Genomic DNA, 20,157 nt, shown 5'->3' on the forward strand with positions numbered 1-20,157 from the left:
GTGCCGGCCGCGGCGGGCACGGAGGTACGGGTCGAGGTCGAGGGCCGCGTGCTGCGCCTGACCAACCTGCAGAAGGTGCTCTACCCGACGACGGGCACCACCAAGGGCGAGGTGCTCGACTACTACGCCCGCATCGCGCCGGTGCTGCTGCCGCAGCTGCGCGACCGGGCCGTGACGCGGGTGCGCTGGCCGCACGGCGTCGGGGGCCAGAGCTTCTTCGAGAAGAACGCGCCCTCCGGCACCCCGCCGTGGGTGCGCACCGCGGAGGTGTCGACGACCGGCTCGCGGCGCGCCCGCAGCACCGGCGGCGAGCCGGAGGACGGCACGATCCACTTCCCCGTCGTCGACGACCTCGCGACGCTCACCTGGCTGGTCAACCTGGCGGCGCTCGAGCTGCACGTGCACCAGTGGCGGGTCGGCCGGTCGGGCCGCTCGCGGCGCCCCGACCGCCTCGTCATCGACCTCGACCCCGGCGACCCCGCCGGGCTCCACGAGTGCTGCGTCGTCGCGCTGATGGTGCGCGACCGTCTCGCCGAGCGCGGGATGGCGACGACCCCCGTGCTCAGCGGGAGCAAGGGACTGCACCTGTACGCCGACCTCGACGCCCTGCCGTGCGCCGAGGCGCCGACCGACCCGGACGCCTCGACCGCGCTGGCCCGCGAGGCCGCGGAGGACCTGCAGCGCTCCCACGGATCGCTCGTCACCGCCACGATGACGAAGCAGCGCCGGGGCGGGAAGGTGTTCCTCGACTGGTCGCAGAACGCCGGCTCGAAGACGACCGTCGCGCCGTACTCGCTGCGGGGGCGCGACCGCCCGTTCGCGGCGGCCCCGTTGACGTGGGACGAGGTCGAGGACGGCGCCGGGGACCCGCTCGCGCTGGAGCAGATGACCTTCGACGTCGTCCTCGACCGGGTCGCCGCCCACGGCGACCTGTTCCGCGTCAGCCGATGAGGTCGCGCAGCTCCGCGATCGTGGCGGCGGGGTCGGCGGAGACCGGGGTGACGTTGATGTCGGTGACGCCGGCCTCCTCGAAGGCGGCGAGGCGCTCCTTCACGTAGGAGGCGGGGCCGACGAGGTTGGCGGCCTCGAGCCACTCGGTCGGGACGAGCGCCTCGGCCTCCTTCTTCTTGCCCGACAGGTAGAGCTCCTGGATCTCCTCGGCCTCCCGCTCGTAGCCGTACGCCTTCGCGACGTCGTTGTAGAAGTTCTTGCCCTTGGCGCCCATCCCGCCGACGTAGAGCGCGAACACCGGGCGCGCGAGGTCGAGCAGCGCGCGGGTCTCCTCGCCCTCACCGATCGCGAGCATGCCGCCCGCCATGACCTGCAGGGTGCCGAGCTCCTCGGGTCGCTTGGCCCGGCCGGCGGCGAGCGCGTCGCCCCACACGCCGGCGGCCTTCTCCGGGTGGAAGAGGTGGGGGATCCAGCCGTCGGCGTACTCGGCCGTGTGCTCGACGTTCTTCGGGCCGAGGGCGGCGATCCAGATCGGGATCGAGGAGCGCTCCGGCTTCGTCAGCAGCTTCAGCGGCTTGCCGAGACCGGTGACCGCGCCCTGCTCCTTGGTCAGCGGCAGGTTGATGAGCCCCTCGTGCTGCAACGGCTCGCGGCGCAGGCCCTGGCGGACGATCTCGACGACCTCGCGGGTGCGGGCCAGCGGCTTCTCGTAGGGAACGCCGTGGAAGCCCTCGATGACCTGCGGGCCGGAGGCGCCCAGGCCGAGGATCGCGCGGCCGCCGCTGACGTTGTCGAGGCCCGCCGCCGTCTGCAGCAGGGCGCCGGGGGTGCGGGAGAAGATGTTGAGGATCGCGGCGCCGATCTTGACCGTCTCGGTCTTCGCGGCCAGGTAGCCCATGAGCGTGGGGGAGTCGAACCCGTACGCCTCGGCCACCCACACCGAGTCGAGACCGGCCTTCTCCCAGGCGCTGACCTGGTCGGCGGCGGTGCGCGGGTTGCCGTCGTACATGAGCATGGACGCGATGCGAAGGGTCATGCCGGTCACCCTGACAGCACGACTGTCACCGTGACAACCGCCCCGTGCGGTGCGTCACGTCGCGCGGGTCAGAACCCGCCGCCACCGTCGAACCCGCCGCCACCACCGAAGCCGCCGTCGAACCCGCCCCCGTCGTGCCCGCCGCCGTCGGAGCCGCCCATGTCCCAGCCCCCGCCCGCGGTGCCGTCGGCGCCGCCGTACGCGTCGAAGGCGGACGCGTTGCTGGCCATCATGCTGAGCACGAGGACGGGGAAGAGGCCGTTCATCGCGGCCAGGCCGTAGTAGCCGTCGGCGTACGGGCGGTAGGCAGCGCCGCCGTCGTACCAGGGCACCATCTTCGCGCCGTCGCGCACCATGCGGGTGTCGGGCTCGGCGCCCGCGGCGAGCCGCTCGGCGTCGGCGCGGCAGACGGGTACGTCGCGCGCGACGCCCCCGGGCGGCGCCCACTCGACCTCCTCGGTCGACGGGCCGTGCGCGGCGTTGAAGAAGCAGGGGGCGAGCCGCTGCGGGAGCGGGTCCCCGGCCTGCCGGGCGAGCACGCAGGCCATGGCGTAGCGGCCGTCCTCCAGCGAGCGGGTCACGGCCTTGACGTCGTCGGGCCGGCGCACGTCGCGCAGCAGGTCCTTGGCGGCCTCGTAGGAGTCCAGCGCCCGCTGGTAGTCCTGCCGCATCGCGACGTCGAGGTCGGTGGCGAGGGTCTCGAGGTGGAGGTCCTGCAGCTCCTCGCCGAAGCGCGTCACGTCCTCGTCGGCGACGCGGGTGACGGCCTCGAGCGCGGCCACCCGTTCCTGCTCCCGCCGGGCGCGCGCCCGCCGGGTGGCGGCCACCGCGACAGCGGCGACCGCGACGAGGACCAGGACGACGACGGCCGCAGTCATGTCCTCGAGCCTACGAGCGGGCCGGTCGGCCCCCCGCTGGTCGCGCCGACCGCTCCGTGGGCTGCCGGTGGGCGAGGTGGCCGCGCCAGCGGCCCTCGAAACCGCGTCCCGCACCCGCTCGGTTGGTTTCGGTGGTTGAGGTGGCCGCGCTAGCGGCCCTCGGAACCACGCCCCTCGTCCCGGTCCTCCTCCTCGCCCGGCAGCAGGTCCACCAGGTCGTACGTCTCCGCCAGCGCCAGCGCCACGGTGTCCCAGGTCGCGATCGCCTCGTCGAGCCCCGGGCTCGCCAGGTCCCGCGCCCGGGCCTTCCGCCGCTCGTTCCTCACCCAGGCGGCCTGGGCCCGCGCGTAGCGGACCAGGTCGCCCACGCGGTCGGGAGAGAGGTGGGGCGGCTCCGGCGGGACGTCGCCGCGCGCGTCGTGCACGCGGGACGACGCCACCTCGTGGGGCTCGTCCGACGCAGGCTCGACCGTCGGGTCCGGGGCAGTCTCCGGCTGCTCGCCCAGGGCCTGGCGGACCTTCCGCACCTCGCTGGCGACGAACCGGCGGGCCTGCGTCGCCAGCACCACGGCCGCCTGGGTCTCGTCGAACCCGTACGAGGCCCGCAGTGCGACCACGGCCTCGTCGACGGTCGGGGCGGCGGCGACCAGCGACCAGAAGCGCTCACGGTCGCCCAGCACCGTCGCGGTGGCGGTGAGGTTCCGCAGGTGCTCTTCGTCGCGCGCGCGTTCGTCCATCCCCGCATCCAAGCAGCCGTGCCGGTCTAGGCTCTGCCGAGGAGCCCGTCGGGCCCGAGGAGGTGCACGTGGACGCGCGCAGGTACGCCGTCGTCGCCGGGACCGGGACGGTCCTCGTGGTGGCCGGGTCGCTCGACGGGTCGCTCGGGTGGTTCCTCCCGGCCGTCGCGGAGGCCGTCGTCCTCCTGGCCGGCGTCCCGCTCGCCGGGGCGGTCCGGCTGCCGGTCGCGATGGCCGGCACGTGGCTCGCGGTGGTGGGTCTCCTTGTCGTCCTGCTCGGCGGCGGCGGCGACGTCGGGTACGCGGGCGCGCTCGCCCTCGGCGCCCTGTGGGGGAGCCTCTTCCTCCTGCTGTGGGCGGTCGCGGCCGGCGTGGTGCTGCACAGCACCGGTCCCCAGCGTCTCCCGACCGACCCGGTCCCCGGCCCGGGCCGCGTGACGTCGCGCACGTCGGGGCCCGATCGGGTCCGCTGAGCCCTGTCCGGCTTGGAGGCGGGGGCCTCCGTCGTCCTATGGTGGACGGGTGAGCGCGGACGCCTGGTGCGAGCACTGTGACATGTCCCTGATCAGCTGCCCCCACGGTGCGCCGAAGCCGCCACCGGAGCCGGTGGCAGCACCCCCCGCCCCGCGGGCGACGCGCACCTCGCGCGCCACCGCCCCGGCCGGCACGGCTACGACGCGCCGGGCCACCGCCCGCGTCCCGGGAGCCCCGGCCGCGCCGGCCGCGCCCGTGCGCCGCGCGCCCCGCACCCCGCCGGGGCGCACCCCGCAGTCGGCGTTCCGCCCCTACGTCCTCGCGATCCTGGGCGACCACGCGGGCCGTCTGGAGCGCGAGCTGGTGCTCGACGAGCTGGCCGTCCGGATGGCCGGGGTCCTGCAGCGCGACGACCTCGCGGTCGGCCCCAGCGGCGAGATCCGCTGGCGGACGGTCGTGACCAAGGAGCGCCGGGCCCTCGGCGAGGACGGCCTCGTCACCTCCGGCGGCCCGGGGCTGTGGGAGCTGACCCCGGCCGGGTACGCCGCGCTCGAGGCCATCCGCGCCGCGGTCGCCGCCAGCGAGGCGGCAGCTGCCGAGGAGACCGCGCCGGAGACCCTGCCGGAGACCGCGGAGCAGCCCGCGTCCGAGTGAGCGTCGGCGCCTGTGCGCGCCGATGTCACCTCGCCGTCACCCGACGGTGGCGCCACCGTCGTCCCCGGCTGGTGCTCTCGGTGGCGTGACGGTCCAGATCACGCTCGATCCCGGACGTACGACGCCCACCCGCAGCCGCTCGGCCCTGCCGAGCCCCGCCCGGCGCGCCGTCCCCAGCCTCGTCGTCACCCCCAACGTGACGGCGCACCGCGGGGCCTCCGGCTACCGCCCCGAGCACACCCTCGACGCCTACCGCACCGCGATCCGCGCGGGCGTCGACGACATCGAGCTCGACCTCGTGTGCACGGCGGACGGCGTGCTCGTCGCCCGCCACGAGAACGAGCTCTCCGTCACGACCGACGTGGCGACCCGCCCCGAGCTCGCGCACCGGCGTACCCGCCGGGTCGTCGACGGTGTCGAGCGCGACGGCTGGTTCGTGGAGGACCTGACGGTCGCCGAGGTCAAGACGCTCACCGCCCGCGAGCGCTTCCCGGACCTGCGGGTCTCCTCCGCCGCTCACGACGGCTGCGAGGGGGTGCCCACCCTCACCGAGGTGCTCGCCATGGTGGAGGCCGAGTCGGTCCGCCGCCAGCGCGTCGTCGGCGTCATGCTCGAGCTCAAGCACGTCGAGCACGCCCGCCTGCGCGGGCTCGACGTGGAGGGCGCGCTGCTGGCCGACCTGCGCCGCCACGACCTCGACCACCCCCGGGCCCGCGTCACCGTCATGTCGTTCGAGACCGGCGTCCTGCGCCGCCTCGCGGCGCGCACGAAGGTGCAGGTCGTGCAGCTGCTCGACCTCCCCGACCGGCAGCCGCCCGACGCCGTGGTGCACGGCGAGGCCACGACGTACGGCGACCTCTCGACGCCCGAGGGCCTCGCCCGCGTCGAGGAGTACGCCGACGGCATCGGCGTCTCGAAGGCGCTCGTGCTGCCGCCCGGCGACGACGGCAGCCTGGGCCGGCCCACCACCCTCGTCCGCGACGCCCACCGGCGCTGGCTGACGGTGCAGGTCTGGACGCTGCGCGCCGAGAACCGCTTCCTGCCCACCGACCTGCGCCGCGGCGACGACCCGGCCGCGTTCGGCGACCTGGCCGCCGAGGCGGCCGCGTTCCTCGACGCCGGGGTCGACGGCCTGACGACCGACCACCCCGAGATCGCCCTCGCGGTCGTCGCCGCGCGCACCTGACGGCTCCTGTCGGGTTTGGCCCTCCGGTCCTGGGGGGTAGGCCGGTCGCGCGGCGCGGGACCACCCCGCGCGATCGACGAGGGGGATCGATGGACGCGGCGGTACGCGCGCGGCTGGACCAGCTGCGACGGCACGGTCGGAAGGGGTACGCCGAGCACGCGCCGGTCGAGGGCAGCAGCCTCGACGGTGCGGTGACGCTCGTGCTGGACGCCAGCGGATGGGTGAGCGAGGTCCGGGTCGACGACGTCCAGGCGCTGCGGGAGCCCGCGGCCCTGGCCTCGGCGGTCAACGAGGCCTACCAGGTCGCCACCCTGCGGCGGACCCTCGAGGCCACCGCCCACGACCCGGCCACGCCCGAGGAGAAGGAGGCGGGGCTCGCCCTCGTCGAGGGCCGGGGCGCGGTCCGCGTGCGGCCGGCCCCGCGGGTGCCCCTGCCGTCCCCGCCCGCCCTGTCGCCCGCCGACCTCGCCGGGCCAGGTGTCGGCGACCGCCGCCCGGCCCCGCTCCGGGGGATCTCCCGCGAGCGAGAGCTGAGCCTCGTCGCGCACTTCCCGGCCGGCTACAGCAGCCTGGAGGCCGACGCCGCCTGGTTGTCGTCGGCGTCCGCCGACGACGTGCGCTACGCACTGAAGGAGGCCTTCGCCTCCGCCTACACGAGAGGGGAGTGGTGATGGGACACGGGGACCCGGTAGCACCGGGCGGAGGGTTCAGCGTCGAGGCCCAGCGGCTCGTCGACGCGGCCTCGCGCTGGGACGACATCGGCAGCAAGCTCACGACGGCCCGCGACCACGTCAGCGCCGACTTCGACCTCGTCGGCCTGTTCGGCATCGCGGACGCCCTCTACACCGCGAGCAGCAAGCACGCGGACTTCAACGCGGCGATGGTCACCGCCCTCGACACGGGCGCGACCGCTGCGGGGCTGCTCGCCGACGGGCTCGTCGAGACCGCCAACGACTACGCGGGCACGGACACGAGCGTCGCGGACAACTTCGGGGTGCCGTCATGACCATGACGCCGGAGACGTTCCTGTCCGAGATCGACCAGGGCATCGAGGACGTCGCCACTGCGATCGGCCAGATGTTCGAGGACGTCGCCACGTGGCTGACCGAGAACGCGGAGTGGGTCGGGACCGTGATCGGCTTCGCCGGCGGCGGCATCCCCGGCGGGATCGCCGGCTGGCTCCTCGGCCGGGCCATCCAGGAGATCTACGACGGCGCCTGCGACCAGATCAGCGAGCGCTGGGACTCCGCGGTCGAGGAGATCCGGACGGCTGCCCAGAAGATCCTCGGGGACCCGCCGCGCATGGCCGGGCTGGCCGCCGACTACCGCACCGCCGTCATCGAGATCGGCGAGGTGAGCACCACCGTGGCGTCGACCAACACCGCGGTCGGCAACTACTGGGAGGGCCGCGGCTTCAACGCCTACGTCACCATCGCCGAGCAGCAGGACCAGGCGGCGAAGGCCGTCGGCACCGTGCTCGGCGAGGCGGCGTCGCTGCTCGAGGAGGGATCGGCGCGGCTGCTCACGGAGTGGGCCAACCAGATCAGCAACCTCGTGAACCTGCAGGCTGGCATCGTCAACGCCGCTGGGGGCTTCGCCAGCCTCGACAAGGCGACCGGCGCCTGGGTCGCGCCGACGATCAACCTCATCACCGAGATCGTCACCAACATCAACACGATCGTCACGGACTTCGTGAACTACTTCATCGAGCTCAACGTGACGTACGCCGGCTCGTGGGCCGACATCACCAGCGGTCTCGGCATCGAGGGACTGCCGGGAGGTGCCTGGCCGCCCTTCGACCCGTTCCTGGTCACCGACGCCAACTCCGAGGGCGGCTGGAACCCCGGCAACGGCTGAGCCGCTCGTCGTACTGCTCCCCGACTAGCGCTCGGCGCCGTCGTCCTCACCGACGGCGGCGTCGAGCCGCTCGCGGGCCCCGTCGAGCCAGGTCTGGCACGAGCGCGCCAGCAGCTCCGCGCGCTCCCAGAGGGCCAGCGACTCCTCGAGCGTCGTGCCGCCGCTCTCGAGCCGGCGTACCACCTCGACCAGCTCGTCGCGCGCCTGCTCGTAGGAGAGGGCCTCCTGCGGGGCGGCCTTCTTCTCAGCCATCGGTCTCCTCGGGTTCGCGGTCGGTGTCGCGGTCGGGGGTCAGGTCGGACTCGAGGCGCTCGAGCCGGGTGGGGGTGGCGTGGACGCGGCCGTCGGCGACCCGCACGGTCACGGGCTCGTCGACGCTGACCTGGTCGAGCTCGGTGACGACCGTTCCGTCGGCGGTCTGGAGCACGGCGTACCCCCGCCGCAGCGTCGCCAGCGGCGACAGCGACTCCGCCCGGGCCCGCCGGTGCTCGACGTCGTCCGCGGCCCGGTCGAGGCGGTGGCGCAGGGTGCGGCGGGCGCGGTCGCGCAGGGCGGCGACCTCGTCCCCCCGTACGGCGAGCAGGTGCCGCGGGTCGGCCATGGCCGGCCGGGAGCGCAGGGCGTCGAGCCCCGCCTGCTCCCGGGCGAGGAAGTGCTCGAGCACCCGGCGGGCGCGGTCGCGGGCGTGGGCGACGCCGCGCCGCTCCTCCGTCACGTCGGGCACGATGCGCTTCGCCGCGTCGGTCGGGGTGGCCGCGCGCCAGTCGGCGACGAGGTCGAGCAGCGGCGAGTCCGGCTCGTGGCCGATGGCCGAGACCACCGGTGTGCGCACCGCGTGGACGGCCCGCACGAGGCCCTCGTCGGAGAACGGCAGCAGGTCCTCCACCGAGCCGCCGCCGCGGGCGACGACGACCACGTCGACCTCGGGGTCCCGGTCGAGCCGCTCGACGGCCTCGATGACCTCCGGCGCGCACCGCTGGCCCTGCATGGCGGCGTGCACCACGCGGAACCGCACCGCCGGCCAGCGCCGCCGGGCCACCTCGAGCACGTCGCGCTCCGCAGCCGATCCGGGCGCCGTGACGAGGCCGACGACCCCGGGCAGGAACGGGAGCGGGCGCTTGAGCTCCGAGGCGAACAGGCCCTCGGCGGCGAGCAGCTGGCGGCGCCGCTCCAGCCGGGCGAGCAGCTCGCCGAGACCGACCATGCGGATCTCGCGGGCGTAGAGCGAGAAGGTGCCGCGGTTCGGGTAGTACGACGGCTTCGCGTGCACCACCACGCTGGCGCCCTCCACCAGCGGCGGGTTCAGCCCGTCGAACAGGGTGCGCGAGCAGGTCAGCGTCACCGACAGGTCGGCCACCCCGTCGCGCAGCGTCATGAAGACGGTGCTGACCCCGGGGCGGCGACTGACCTGGGCGACCTGGCCCTCGACCCACACGGCCCCGAGCCGGTCGATCCAGCCGGCGACCGCGTTGGCGATCTGCCGCACCGGTGCCGGCTGCTCGGGGGAGGTCTCGAGGGCCACGGCGGTGAGCCTAGGGGAGCGCGCCGACGCCGGCGCGCGCCGCCGTACCGAGGACTTCGGCCGTGTGCCCCGCTCGCCTAGACTCGGGACCCATGAGCACCGACCTGGGTACGCCGCGACTCCTGCCGCGCGACGACGCCGAGAGGGCCGTGCTGCTCGCGGCGCCCCGCGGCTACTGCGCCGGCGTCGACCGCGCCGTCATCACGGTCGAGAAGGCGCTCGACCTCTACGGCGCCCCCGTCTACGTGCGCAAGCAGATCGTGCACAACAAGCACGTGGTGCGCACGCTCGAGGAGCGCGGCGCCGTCTTCGTCGAGGAGATCGAGGAGATCCCCGAGGGGGCCACCGTCGTCTTCTCCGCCCACGGCGTCTCGCCGATGGTGCACGCGGAGGCCGCCGAGCGCTCCCTGAAGACCATCGACGCCACCTGCCCGCTCGTCACGAAGGTGCACCACGAGGCCATCCGCTTCGCGCGGGAGGGCTACCGCATCCTCCTCATCGGCCACGCGGGCCACGAGGAGGTCGAGGGCACGGCGGGCGAGGCGCCCGACCACATCACGCTGGTGGAGAGCCCGGACGACGTCGACGACCTCGAGTTCCCCGAGGGCACCCGGCTGTCGTGGCTCTCGCAGACGACGCTGAGCGTCGACGAGACCATGGAGACGGTGCGCCGGCTGCGCGAGAAGTTCCCGCAGCTGGAGGACCCGCCGAGCGACGACATCTGCTACGCCACCCAGAACCGCCAGGTCGCGGTGAAGGAGATCGGCGCGGGCGCCGACCTCGTCATCGTCGTGGGCTCCGGCAACTCGTCGAACTCGGTGCGGCTCGTCGAGGTCGCGCTCGAGGCGGGGGCGAAGGCGTCGTACCGCGTCGACGACGCGAGCGAGATCGACGAGGCGTGGCTCGAGGGCGTGGAGAAGGTCAGCGTCACCTCCGGTGCCTCCGTGCCGGAGGACCTCGTGGAGGGCGTGCTGGCGTTCCTCGCCGAGCGCGGCTACCCCGACGCGCGCGCCGTGCAGACCGCGGAGGAGTCGCTGATCTTCGCGCTCCCGCCCGAGCTGCGCCGCGACCTCAAGGCCGCCGGGCGGGTCTGAGCCCGTGGCCCGCTACCTCGATCTCCACCCCGTCGACCCGCAGCCGCGCCTCGTGGCGCAGGTCGTCGAGGCGTTGCGCGACGACGCGCTGATCGCCTACCCGACGGACTCGGGCTACGCGTTGGGCTGCCAGCTCGGCAACCGCGACGGGAAGGACCGGATCCTGCGGATCCGCGACCTCGACGAGAAGCACCACTTCACGCTCATGTGCTCCGACTTCTCCCAGCTCGGGCACTTCGTGCAGGTCTCCAACCACGCGTTCCGCTCCGTGAAGGCGGCGCTGCCGGGGCCCTACACGTTCATCCTGCCCGCCACCCGCGAGGTGCCGCGGCAGCTCATGCACCCGAAGAAGAAGACGGTCGGCGTGCGCATCCCCGAGCACCCCGTCGTGGCGGCCCTCCTGGCCGGGCTGGGCGAGCCGATGCTGACGAGCAGCCTGATCCTTCCCGGCGAGACCGAGCCGCGCACGATCGGCTGGGAGGTCAAGGAGGACCTCGACCACGCGGTCGACATCGTCATCGAGGCCGGTGAGACCCCCGCCGTGCCCACCACGGTCGTCGACTGGTCCGAGGACACCCCCGAGGTGCTGCGCCACGGCGCCGGCGACGCCTCACGCTTCGAGGACTGACCGGCCGCTCCGGCAGGTTCCACCGAACCCCCGACGGGGTTTGTGTCAGTAGTTGGCGTGGCGCCCGGGCCCGCTGGTCACGAAGGATGACGTGACCCAGCCCACACACGTCGACGGGAGCTCCCATGGAGCACGACGGTCCATCCGGCGCTCAGCCGCCGACAGGCACGACCGACGCCGTCAAGGCGCGCTACGACATCGACGAGATGCCGCCCCTCGGCGAGGCGGTGCTCCTCGGGGTGCAGCACGTGCTGGTGATGATGGCCAGCAACGTCACGATCCCGATCGTGCTGGCCACGGCCATCGGGGCGACGACCGGCGAGACCGCGTTCCTCGTGCAGGTCGCGCTCCTCGTGGCCGGCCTGACCACCCTCCTGCAGACCGTCGGCATCGGGCCGATCGGCGCGCGGCTGCCCATCGTGCAGGGCACCAGCTTCGGCTTCCTCGTGGTCTCGATCCCGCTCGCCCAGCAGTACGGCCTCGCGGCCGTCTTCGGCGGCGCGCTGTTCGCGGCGGTCGTCCAGGTCGGGCTCGGTCTGTCGCTGAAGTGGCTCAAGTTCCTCTTCCCGCCGCTGGTCAGCGGCATCGTGGTGCTCGTCATCGGGATCGGCCTGCTGCCGACCGGCATGGCGCTCTTCGCCGGCGGCAACGGCGCGGACGACTTCGGGTCGTGGACGAACCTCGGCCTGGCCACGGCCGTCCTGCTCATCATGCTCGTCTGCTACCGGTTCGGCCGCGGTGTCGTCGGCGCCTCGGCGGTGCTCATCAGCCTGGTGGTCGGCTACCTCATCGCCATCCCGCTCGACAAGGTGCGCTTCGAGGCGGTGGGGGACGCCGCCTGGTTCGCGGTGCCCATGCCGCTCGAGTTCGGGCTGGAGTTCCCGGCCGCGGCCTTCGTGGCCATGGGCGCGATGGCCATCGCGACCGGTGTGGAGACGATCGGCGACCTGTCCGCGATCACCAAGAGCGGCGCCGGGCGGCAGGTGACCGACAAGGAGCTGTCGGGCGGGGTCATGGCGGACGGTGTGTCGACCGGTGTCGCCGCCCTCTTCAGCGCGCTGCCCAACACGTCCTTCGGGCAGAACGTCGGCCTGGTGGCCTTCACCGGGGTGATGAGCCGTCACGTCGTGTCCATCGGCGCGGGCTTCCTCATCGTGCTGGGGCTCTTCCCCAAGATGGCCACGGTCATCGCCGTGATGCCGTCGGCGGTCATCGGCGGGGCCGCGGTCGCGATGTTCGGCATGCTCCTGGGCGCCGGCATCAAGCTTCTCGCCGAGGAGGCGCTCGACCGGCACGACATGCTCGTCATCGCCGTCTCGATCGGCGTCGGCCAGGGCTTCGCCGCGGTGCCCGGCTCGGTGGCGAAGATGCCGGAGTCGGTCGAGGTGCTCCTCACGTCGGGCATCGTGCCGGCGGCCCTCATCGCCGTGGTGCTCAACCTGCTGCGCCCCTCCGACCCGGAGCGGGAGGCCGAGCTCGACGTCGACGTGCCCCGGGTGCCCTGAGGAACCCGTCGGCGGCGCTCAGTCGCCCGTCATGCGGGCGGCGAGCGTCGCCAGGCACAGCGCGTAGCCGACGCCGAGGCCCACCGCGTGGTGCAGCACGCCGGTGACGAGCGCCTGCACGGCGCCGTCGTCCGGACGGGCCAGCGCGCCGGGCGCGAGCGCCGCCACGAGGCTGAACGCACCGACGAGCAGCAGGGGCGGCAGCACGCCGACGACGAAGACGTCGGCGCGGTCGACCAGCACGGCGAGCCCCAGGCACAGCACGATGAAGCACAGGTCGAAGAAGAGGCCGACCGTGGGGCCGAGCAGCAGGTCGAGGCCCAGGAGGCCGAGCACGCCGACGACCCCCAGCAGCACGACGCGGCGACCGGGGACGTGTCCCGTCGTCGGACGGGTGGCCGCGAGCAGGCTCACGGCACCGACCCTAGGTCGCGGCGTCAGGCGCCGCGCGCCGACGCGCCGGGGTCCGGGCGGCGCACCGGGTCGACGACCGCGTCCAGGCCCGCCTCGCCGAGCACGTCGCCGGTCTGGTCCTCCGGCTCGCGGCCGTCGTGGGGGTCGGCGACCGTCGTACGACGGGGGAGGTCGCCCACCGCGCGGGGGCCGGGCAGCTCCTCGTCGGTGACCCCGAGCTCGGCGAGCCGGCGCGCCGAGACCAGCACCCGGCTCTCCAGGGACCCGACGGCGCTGTTGTAGTGGCGCGTCGCGGCGCCGAGCGAGCGACCCAGCGCGTCGAGGTGCTCCGCCCACGTGCGCAGCCGCTGGTGCAGCTCGCGCCCGGTGCGCTGGATCTCCTCGGCCCGCTCGGCCAGCGCCTCCTGCCGCCACCCGTGGGCGACCGTGCGGAGCAGCGCGATGAGGGTGGTCGGCGTCGCCAGCACGACCTGGGCGGTGGCCGCGTGCTCGAGCAGGCCCGGGTCGGCCTCGAGCGCGGCGGCCAGGAACGCGTCGCCGGGCACGAACAGCACGACGAGCTCGGGGGAGTCGGGCAGCGCCGCCCAGTAGCGCTTCGCGCCGAGGGCGTCGACGTGGCTGCGCACCTGGCGGGCGTGCCGGGCGAGGTGGGCCCGCTGGCGCTCCGCCTGATCGGCGTCGCCGCCGTCGAGCTCGGCGGCGTCGAGGAACGCGTCGAGGGGCACCTTCGCGTCGACCACCAGCGAGCGCCCGCCCGCGAGGTGCACCACGACGTCGGGACGCAGCGCGCCGTCGGCCAGGCGCACCTGCTCGGAGAAGTCGCAGCGGTCGACCATGCCGGCCAGCTCGACGGCGCGGCGCAGGTGCAGCTCGCCCCAGCGCCCCCGCACGGTCGGGCGACGCAGCGCCGTCGCCAGCGCGTGGGTCTCGCGGCGCAGCTCACCCGTCTGGTCGCGCATGGCGGCGACCTGGGCGGTCAGCTCGCCCTGCCACACCGCGCGGTCGTGGTGGAGGTCGGCGAGCTGGTCGCCGAGCCGGTCGATGCCCTCGGCGAGGCGCAGCGCGTCGACCGCCGCCGCACGCTCGGCCGGGCGGCCCCGCGACCAGAGCACCCCGACGTACCACCCCGCCGCCACGCCGACCGCGAGCAGGGCCAGCGCCGTCACCACGTCGAGCACGTCCATGGCCGACAGCATGGCGGGGCCCACCGACGGTTCGCCGGCGCCCCGCCCGCCGGGGCGTCCGCGGCTGAGCGCCGGCGGGCCTCAGGCCTCGCCGGCCGCCAGCACGCGCGCGGCCTCGCGGGCCGCCGCCGCGTTGGCCACGCCGGCGCGGGACCCGGCCAGCTTCGCGCGCAGGTGCTCCGCCACCGTCACCGGCGGGTACGCCGACGTGCCGTCCGCGTCGCGGCAGGTCGGCAGCGTGGCGACCACGGCGTCGATGTCGCCGTCGTGGAAGTACGCCGCGCTGCGCCGCCGCCGGATCGTGCCATCGACGATCGGCGGCTTCACGCGGTGCACGGTCGACATCCAGTGGTCGTTCGTCCAGCGCGCCATGAGGTCGCCGAGGTTGATGAGCAGCGCCCCGTCGGCGGGCATGACGTCGTTCCACGACCCGTCGGCGCCCAGCACCTGCAGGCCGGCGACCTGGTCGGCCCACAGCACGGTGACGATGCCGTAGTCGGTGTGGGCCCCCATCCCGGTGAGGTCGCCGTCGAGCTCGACGGCCCCCGGCTCGAGCGCGTAGTTGTTCATCCGCAGCACGTCGACCGAGTGGCCGGTGAACGCGTCGAAGTAGCCGGGCTCCAGGCCCAGCGCGTCGGCGAACAGCGTCGTCAGGGTGCGCGCGACCCGGCCGGCCTCGTCGAAGTACGCCGACACGGCCGCCCGGAAGCCCGCCGCCCCGAGGTCCTCGTCGGGCCACACGTTCTCCGGGTAGTCCGCCAGCGGCAGGTCGAGACCGGGGAAGTCCGAGACCGCGAGGCCCACGTTGAAGGCCTCGAAGAAGTCGTGCATGCGGTTCGACGGCGCGACACCGAGGCTCAGGCTCAGCGACTCCGTCTTCGGCGGGCTGTAGCCGCGGTTCACCTCCGGCGGCGTGCGGTAGGCCTTCTTGGCCTCCAGGGGCAGCCCGAAGAACCCGTCGAGCGCGTCGGCGAAGCCGCGGAGCACGTCGTCCGGCACGCCGTGGCCGACGACCTGCACGAACCCGACGGTGCGCGCGGCCTCGTCGAACGCGGCCGCAGCCGCGGCGCGGGCGGCGGCGTCGCCCTCACCCACGTAGGCGCTGATGTCGACGGTGGGCACGTGGAAGCCGTCGGGGCCGACGCGGGCGCCGCCGCGTACGGCCTCGGTGGTGGTCTCGCTGGTCATGGGTCCTCCTGGGTACGGCGGAGCGGTCGGCTGGGCGGGGACGGTCGGGGCGGTCAGGCGGGGGCGGGCGCGTCCGCGAGCAGCGGGGCGCAGAGCTCGTCGACCTGGCGGGCGAGGGCCGCCTTGTCGCCGTCGTCGAGCCAGCAGGCCTCGACGGCGTTCCGCGTGAACGCGGCGAGCTGGGGCGCGCCGTACCCGAGGGCGTGGGCGAGCACCCGGAAGTCGTGCGTCGGGTCGGTGCCGAACATGGGCGGGTCGTCGGAGTCGATCGTGACGAGCAGCCCGGCGTCGACCATCTCGCGGATGCGGTGGTGGGTGCCGTCGCCCGAGCCGGAGTAGCGCCCGATGTCGGAGCTGACCGGCGTGCAGTTGAAGGGCACCCGCTCCTCGACGCAGCGCGCGGTGATCTCCGGGTCGTCGACGACGTGGTAGCCGTGGTCGACGCGGGAGCAGCCGAGCTCGTCGAGCAGGGTGAGGACGTGGGCGGGCGGGCCCGACTCGCTGTGGGCGGTACGACGCAGGCCGTGGCGCCCGGCGAGCCGGTAGGCCTCGACGAACCGTCCGGGCGGGCCGTTGACCTCGGCGTAGTCGAGGCCGATGCCCAGCACCTCGTCGCGCCGGTCGGCGACGACCTGCTCGACGAGCGCGACGGCGTCGGCCCCGCTGCGCTCGCGGTTGATGCCGACGACCAGGCCGAACGAGATGCCGGTGTCGGCCTGCGCGTCGCGGGCGCCGGCGAGCACGCCGTCGAGGAGCCGGCCGTAGGGCACGTCCGGGTGGCCGGGCGGGCTCAGCTGGATCTCGCGGTGCAGCACGCCGTGGTCGGCGCCGCCGAGGGTGAGCGACTCGTAGGTGATGCGGTGGAGGTCGTCGGCGTCGCGCACGAGCGAGCCGACGACGTCGAGCACGCGCAGGAACTCGCCGAGGTCCTCGTAGCTGCCGTGGTCGTAGAGCTCGTCGGCCCGCCGGCCCAGGTCGACGCCGTGCTTGCGGGCGAGGTCGACGACGGTGCCGGGCGCCACGGTGCCCAGGAGGTGGCAGTGGAGGCTGACCTTCGGCAGCGCCGCCACGAGCGTGTCGATCTCCGGGTCGGCGGGCGTCGGGGTGGAGTGGGCGAAGGTGCTCATCGGCCGCGCCCCGCGTCGTCGCCGTAGCGGGCGAGCACGACGGACTCGACGAGCTGGGCGACGAGGTAGAGCACCAGCGACGCCACCGTCACGATCACGACCAACGACCAGGTCTCGTTGATCCGGCCGTTGCGCGAGGCCGAAACGATCGCCGAGCCCATGCCCTGGCCGGTGGCCAGCCACTCCGCGAGCAGCGCACCGGTGATGGCGCCGGGCACCGAGATGCGGATCGCCGCGAAGAGCGACGGCAGCGCCGACGGCAGGGCGGCCCGGCGCAGGACGGTGCCCTCGCTGCCGCCGTACACGGTCACGACGTCGCGCAGCTGGGGCGAGACCGAGCGGAGGCCGAACACGATGGTCACGAGCGCGGGGAAGAGCACGACGACCCCGCTGATGAAGGCGACGGTGAGGAACCCGCGCCCGGCCAGCAGGATGATGATGGGCGCCAGCGCCACCAGCGGCACGGAGCGCAGCACCATCGCCACCGGCATGACGGCGCTCTCGACCGCGCGGAAGCGCACGATGAGCAGGGCCAGCGCGACCGCCGCGACGAGCCCGACGACGAAGCCGGTCGCCGCGTCCTCCAGCGTCACCAGAAGGAGGCCGAGCATGCCGTCGCGGTTCTCGGCGGCGTCGGGGTCGGTCACGAGGTAGGCCCACACGTCGGCCGGGCCCTTGCCGACGAAGTCGTCGACGTCCCACAGGGCGAGCCCCGCCACCCAGAGCCCGATGACGACGGCGAGCACGAACGCCATGGTCAGCAGGGCGCGGCCGACGGAGCGCAGCACGGCGAGACCGGTGCGGCTGCGCACGGGCCGCTGCTCGGCGGCCGCGGTGGCGGGCGTGGCGCCAGTGGGGGTGACGGTGGTGCTCATGCGGGGGCCCCCTTCGACCACGGGCTGACGAGGCGGCCGACGACGCCGAAGAGGGCGTAGCCGAGGCCGGCGACGAGCGCGCACAGCAGCCCCGTGGCCCAGGCCCGCTCGACGTCCAGGTTCTGCTGCGCGGTGACGAGCACGCGCGCGACGCCGGGGCGCAGGCCGCCGGCGTACTCCCCGAGGATGGCGCCGAGGAACGCGGCGGGCGCGGCGATCTGCAGGGCGTTGAGGATCGACGGCAGCGCGGAGACCAGCTGCACCTTGCGCAGCTGGGCCCAGCGGCCGCCGCCGTACACGCTGACGACGTCGAGGCTGGTGCGCTCCGCGGAGCGCAGGCCCAGCACCGTGCCGACCACGGTGGTGAAGAAGACCGACAGCGTGGCCAGGGCGACCGCGGTGCCGGAGGGGGCGCCGTCCTCCGGGATGCCGATGACGATGTAGAGCACCGGGGCGATGGCGACGATGGGGATGCAGTAGCTGATGACGGCCAGCTGCATGATCACGCTCTCCAGCTGCGGCACCAGCAGCACGAACGAGGCCAGCGCGATCGCCGCGACGTTGCCGTAGACGAAGCCGACGAGCGACTCCTCGATGGTCATCGAGAAGTTGGGCCAGTAGTAGGCCCAGCCGTCGTCGAGCACCGAGGCGACGACGCCGCCCGGGGTGGGCACGCGGGCGTCGGCGAGCAGGGTGAGGGCCAGCAGCCACCACAGCAGCAGGACCACGACGACGCCGGCGGCGCCGACCAGCAGGGAGCGGGCGCGTGCGGAGGGGAGCACGGGGCGCCCCTCAGTCGGTGCCGTGCGAGCCGAAGAGCAGCTCGCTGGCCTGGTCGTGGAGGGCGTGGAACTCGGGCGTGCGCATCATCTCGGGCAGGCGGGGGCGGGGGAGGTCCACGTCGATGACGGCCTTCACCCGGCCCGGGCGCGGGCTCATCACCGCGACCTGGTCGGAGAGGAAGATCGCCTCGGAGATGCCGTGGGTGACCATCAGGGTCGTCGCCGGCTTCTCGGTCCAGATGCGCAGGAGCTCCACGTTGAGGCGCTGGCGAGTCATGTCGTCGAGGGCGCCGAAGGGCTCGTCGAGCAGCAGCACCGAGGGCTTCACGACGAGCGAGCGGGCGATCGACACCCGCTGGCGCATGCCGCCGGAGAGCTGGGCGGGCTTGGCCTTCTCGAAGCCGGTGAGGCCGACGAGCTCGACCAGCTCGGCGATGAGGGCCTCGTCGGGCTTCTCCCCGGACACCTCGAAGGGCAGCCGGATGTTCGCGACCACGGAGCGCCAGGGCAGCAGTGCCGAGTCCTGGAACGCGATGCCCAGCTCGTGGTCGCGGCGCAGCTCCAGGGGCGTGCGGCCCTCCACCAGGGCGGTGCCCGAGGTGGGCTTCTCGAGCCCGGCCAGGATGCGCAGGATCGTCGACTTGCCGCAGCCCGACGGGCCGAGCAGCGACAGGAAGCTGCCCTTGTCGGTCGACAGGGTGGCGTCGTCGAGCGCGGTCACGCTGCGCCGGCCCATGCGGAACGTCTTGGTCAGGTTCTCGATCCTGACCCCGGTGCCGGTCGAGGTGCCGGTCGAGGCGCCGGTCGGGCCCTGCGGCGGGACGACCGCGGCGGCTGTCGGTGTGGTGGTCACGGGGTGCTCCCTCAGGTGCTGCGGGGACGGGTGGTGCGGACGCGGGCGTGCCGCCGCCCGGGACCGGGCGGCGGCACGCGCGGGGTCAGGAGGTGGGGACCTCGACGCCCTCGGGCAGCTCGGCCAGCTCCGGCTTCTCCTCGAGCAGCTCGGTGAGCAGCGTCAGGTCGAACAGGTCGTCGGCCTCGATCTCGATGTCGGCGGCAGCGAGGGTGGCCAGGTTCTCCTCGATCAGCTGGTCGCTGATGGTGAAGAGCCCGTTGCTCTCGACGTCGGGGGTGAGGATGAGGCCGGCCTGCACGTTGGCCTGCTCCAGCTCCTTGTCCATCGACAGGTCGAGGTCGGCGCCGTACTCCTCCACGGCGAGGCGGGCGGCCTCGTCGGGGTCGGCGAGCGCGTCCTGCCAGCCGCGGATCTCGGCCTCCAGGAACGCCTTCACCATCTCGGGGCTCTCCTCGAGGGTGCGCTCGTTGACGATGAGCGACTCGGCGACGAACGGGAGGCCGTTGTCGGCGAAGGGCAGGTTGGTGACCTCGTGGCCGTCGAACTGCACGGTGATCGACTCATTCGTCAGGTAGGCGAGGAAGCCGTCGACCTCGCCGTCCACGAGCGGGGAGGGGTCGTACTCGACCGGGACCTTGGTGACGTCGGCCGGGTCGATGCCGTTGACCTCGAGCAGCGCGTCGAAGAGCGTCTCGTTGCCACCGGCCTGCACGCCGATGCGCTTGCCGACGAGGTCCTGCGGCGTCGCGATGTTCCCGCCGTCGGCCATCGACAGGATGGTGAACGGGTTCTTCTGGAACTTGGTGCCGACGATCTTGATCGGGGCGTCCTCCTCCGCGACCAGCTGGGCGGTCGCGATGGCGTTGCTGAGGCCGAAGTCCGCCTCGCCCGAGGCCACGAGGGTCTCGATGGCGCCCGGGCCCGGGTTCATGGTGACGGCGCCGAAGCCGGCGTCGGCGTAGTAGCCCTCCGCGTCGGCGAAGAACTCGCCGGCGAACTCGGCGTTCTTGACCCACGAGAGCTGCAGGGTGACGTCGCCGAAGTCGCCGTCGGCGGCGTCGGCCTCCTCCGAGCCGCCTCCGCAGGCGGACAGGACGAGCGCGGTGGCGCTGACGGCGGCGGCGCAGCGGGCGAACCGTCGGTGGCGCAGGGACAGCTTCATGGTCTCTCCTCGATCAGGGGTGCTGGCGGCACCTGTCGGTGCGGGGC

General features: G+C 74.1%; 23 protein-coding genes. 10 read left to right on the plus strand and 13 right to left on the minus strand.

Annotated elements, in window-relative coordinates; genetic code table 11:
• Complete coding sequence (gene ligD, locus ACOACO_RS07955) at positions 1-951, plus strand: non-homologous end-joining DNA ligase (RefSeq protein WP_420295700.1); 951 nt, start codon at positions 1-3, stop codon at positions 949-951.
• Here the strand turns inward: ligD and ACOACO_RS07960 are convergent.
• The 3 genes from ACOACO_RS07960 to ACOACO_RS07970 all read right to left on the minus strand — a co-directional run bounded on the left by ACOACO_RS07960 (position 941) and on the right by ACOACO_RS07970 (position 3,602).
• Entirely contained in the window at positions 941-1,987 is a 1,047-nt protein-coding gene (locus ACOACO_RS07960; protein ID WP_420295701.1) for an LLM class F420-dependent oxidoreductase, read from the minus strand. The two genes, ligD and ACOACO_RS07960, sit on opposite strands and share 11 nt — an antisense overlap.
• A 68-nt stretch (positions 1,988-2,055) precedes the next feature.
• A complete protein-coding gene (locus ACOACO_RS07965; RefSeq protein WP_420295702.1) occupies positions 2,056-2,865 on the minus strand; it encodes a hypothetical protein in 810 nt (269 codons plus the stop codon).
• A 149-nt stretch (positions 2,866-3,014) separates the two neighbouring features.
• Entirely contained in the window at positions 3,015-3,602 is a 588-nt protein-coding gene (locus ACOACO_RS07970) for a hypothetical protein (protein ID WP_420295703.1), read from the minus strand.
• A 68-nt stretch (positions 3,603-3,670) separates the two neighbouring features.
• On the opposite strand from ACOACO_RS07970, the gene ACOACO_RS07975 reads away from it, so the two are divergent.
• The 6 genes from ACOACO_RS07975 (at position 3,671) to ACOACO_RS08000 (ending at position 7,773) form a co-directional block, all read left to right on the plus strand.
• Complete coding sequence (locus ACOACO_RS07975; protein ID WP_420295704.1) at positions 3,671-4,075, plus strand: hypothetical protein; 405 nt, start codon at positions 3,671-3,673, stop codon at positions 4,073-4,075.
• A gap of 82 nt (positions 4,076-4,157) precedes the next feature.
• A complete protein-coding gene (locus ACOACO_RS07980; RefSeq protein WP_420295705.1) occupies positions 4,158-4,730 on the plus strand; it encodes a hypothetical protein in 573 nt (190 codons plus the stop codon).
• An 85-nt stretch (positions 4,731-4,815) separates the two neighbouring features.
• A complete protein-coding gene (locus ACOACO_RS07985) occupies positions 4,816-5,916 on the plus strand; it encodes a glycerophosphodiester phosphodiesterase family protein (RefSeq protein ID WP_420295706.1) in 1,101 nt (366 codons plus the stop codon).
• An 89-nt stretch (positions 5,917-6,005) separates the two neighbouring features.
• Positions 6,006-6,587 carry a YbaB/EbfC family nucleoid-associated protein gene (locus ACOACO_RS07990; protein ID WP_420295707.1) on the plus strand — a complete coding sequence of 194 codons (582 nt, stop codon included), beginning with the start codon at positions 6,006-6,008 and terminating at the stop codon, positions 6,585-6,587.
• Positions 6,587-6,922, plus strand: coding sequence for a hypothetical protein (locus ACOACO_RS07995; RefSeq protein WP_420295708.1), 336 nt, complete (start codon positions 6,587-6,589; stop codon positions 6,920-6,922). The genes ACOACO_RS07990 and ACOACO_RS07995 overlap by 1 nt, the downstream gene beginning before the upstream one ends.
• Entirely contained in the window at positions 6,919-7,773 is an 855-nt protein-coding gene (locus tag ACOACO_RS08000; protein WP_420295709.1) for a WXG100 family type VII secretion target, read from the plus strand. The genes ACOACO_RS07995 and ACOACO_RS08000 overlap by 4 nt, the downstream gene beginning before the upstream one ends.
• A gap of 24 nt (positions 7,774-7,797) precedes the next feature.
• Here ACOACO_RS08000 and ACOACO_RS08005 read toward each other — a convergent pair whose 3' ends face one another.
• Both ACOACO_RS08005 and xseA read right to left on the minus strand, forming a co-directional pair.
• Positions 7,798-8,025, minus strand: a complete 228-nt coding sequence (locus ACOACO_RS08005) for an exodeoxyribonuclease VII small subunit (RefSeq protein ID WP_420295710.1) — start codon at positions 8,023-8,025, stop codon at positions 7,798-7,800.
• A complete protein-coding gene (xseA, locus tag ACOACO_RS08010; RefSeq protein WP_420295711.1) occupies positions 8,018-9,295 on the minus strand; it encodes an exodeoxyribonuclease VII large subunit in 1,278 nt (425 codons plus the stop codon). The genes ACOACO_RS08005 and xseA overlap by 8 nt, the downstream gene beginning before the upstream one ends.
• 92 nt (positions 9,296-9,387) lie before the next feature.
• On the opposite strand from xseA, the gene ACOACO_RS08015 reads away from it, so the two are divergent.
• The 3 genes from ACOACO_RS08015 (at position 9,388) to ACOACO_RS08025 (ending at position 12,522) form a co-directional block, all read left to right on the plus strand.
• On the plus strand, positions 9,388-10,389 hold the full coding sequence (locus ACOACO_RS08015; RefSeq protein WP_420295712.1) for a 4-hydroxy-3-methylbut-2-enyl diphosphate reductase: 1,002 nt from the start codon (positions 9,388-9,390) through the stop codon (positions 10,387-10,389).
• Positions 10,390-10,393: 4 nt separating this feature from the next.
• Positions 10,394-11,017, plus strand: a complete 624-nt coding sequence (locus ACOACO_RS08020) for an L-threonylcarbamoyladenylate synthase (protein ID WP_420295713.1) — start codon at positions 10,394-10,396, stop codon at positions 11,015-11,017.
• Between the two features lie 125 nt (positions 11,018-11,142).
• The gene (locus ACOACO_RS08025) at positions 11,143-12,522 is read left to right on the plus strand and encodes a uracil-xanthine permease family protein (RefSeq protein ID WP_420295714.1); all 1,380 of its coding nucleotides are present in this window, start codon (positions 11,143-11,145) and stop codon (positions 12,520-12,522) included.
• A gap of 18 nt (positions 12,523-12,540) precedes the next feature.
• Here ACOACO_RS08025 and ACOACO_RS08030 read toward each other — a convergent pair whose 3' ends face one another.
• The 8 genes from ACOACO_RS08030 to ACOACO_RS08065 form a co-directional block, all read right to left on the minus strand.
• Positions 12,541-12,936, minus strand: a complete 396-nt coding sequence (locus tag ACOACO_RS08030) for a DUF6542 domain-containing protein (RefSeq protein WP_420295715.1) — start codon at positions 12,934-12,936, stop codon at positions 12,541-12,543.
• Positions 12,937-12,959: 23 nt separating this feature from the next.
• On the minus strand, positions 12,960-14,120 hold the full coding sequence (locus tag ACOACO_RS08035; protein WP_420295716.1) for a DNA recombination protein RmuC: 1,161 nt from the start codon (positions 14,118-14,120) through the stop codon (positions 12,960-12,962).
• Between the two features lie 81 nt (positions 14,121-14,201).
• A complete protein-coding gene (locus ACOACO_RS08040; protein ID WP_420295717.1) occupies positions 14,202-15,308 on the minus strand; it encodes an isopenicillin N synthase family dioxygenase in 1,107 nt (368 codons plus the stop codon).
• A gap of 53 nt (positions 15,309-15,361) precedes the next feature.
• Complete coding sequence (locus ACOACO_RS08045) at positions 15,362-16,435, minus strand: adenosine deaminase family protein (RefSeq protein ID WP_420295718.1); 1,074 nt, start codon at positions 16,433-16,435, stop codon at positions 15,362-15,364.
• Positions 16,432-17,310, minus strand: coding sequence for an ABC transporter permease (locus tag ACOACO_RS08050; protein WP_420295719.1), 879 nt, complete (start codon positions 17,308-17,310; stop codon positions 16,432-16,434). Before ACOACO_RS08050 ends, ACOACO_RS08045 begins: the two co-directional genes overlap by 4 nt.
• Positions 17,307-18,092, minus strand: coding sequence for an ABC transporter permease (locus ACOACO_RS08055; RefSeq protein WP_420295720.1), 786 nt, complete (start codon positions 18,090-18,092; stop codon positions 17,307-17,309). The genes ACOACO_RS08050 and ACOACO_RS08055 overlap by 4 nt, the downstream gene beginning before the upstream one ends.
• 10 nt (positions 18,093-18,102) lie before the next feature.
• Entirely contained in the window at positions 18,103-18,945 is an 843-nt protein-coding gene (locus ACOACO_RS08060) for an ABC transporter ATP-binding protein (RefSeq protein WP_420295721.1), read from the minus strand.
• An 85-nt stretch (positions 18,946-19,030) separates the two neighbouring features.
• Positions 19,031-20,110, minus strand: coding sequence for an ABC transporter substrate-binding protein (locus ACOACO_RS08065; RefSeq protein WP_420295722.1), 1,080 nt, complete (start codon positions 20,108-20,110; stop codon positions 19,031-19,033).
• Positions 20,111-20,157 lie beyond the last annotated feature (47 nt).

The sequence above is a fragment of the Nocardioides sp. CPCC 205120 genome (genome assembly GCF_048654585.1).
In the GTDB taxonomy this organism is placed as follows: Bacteria; Actinomycetota; Actinomycetes; order Propionibacteriales; family Nocardioidaceae; genus Nocardioides.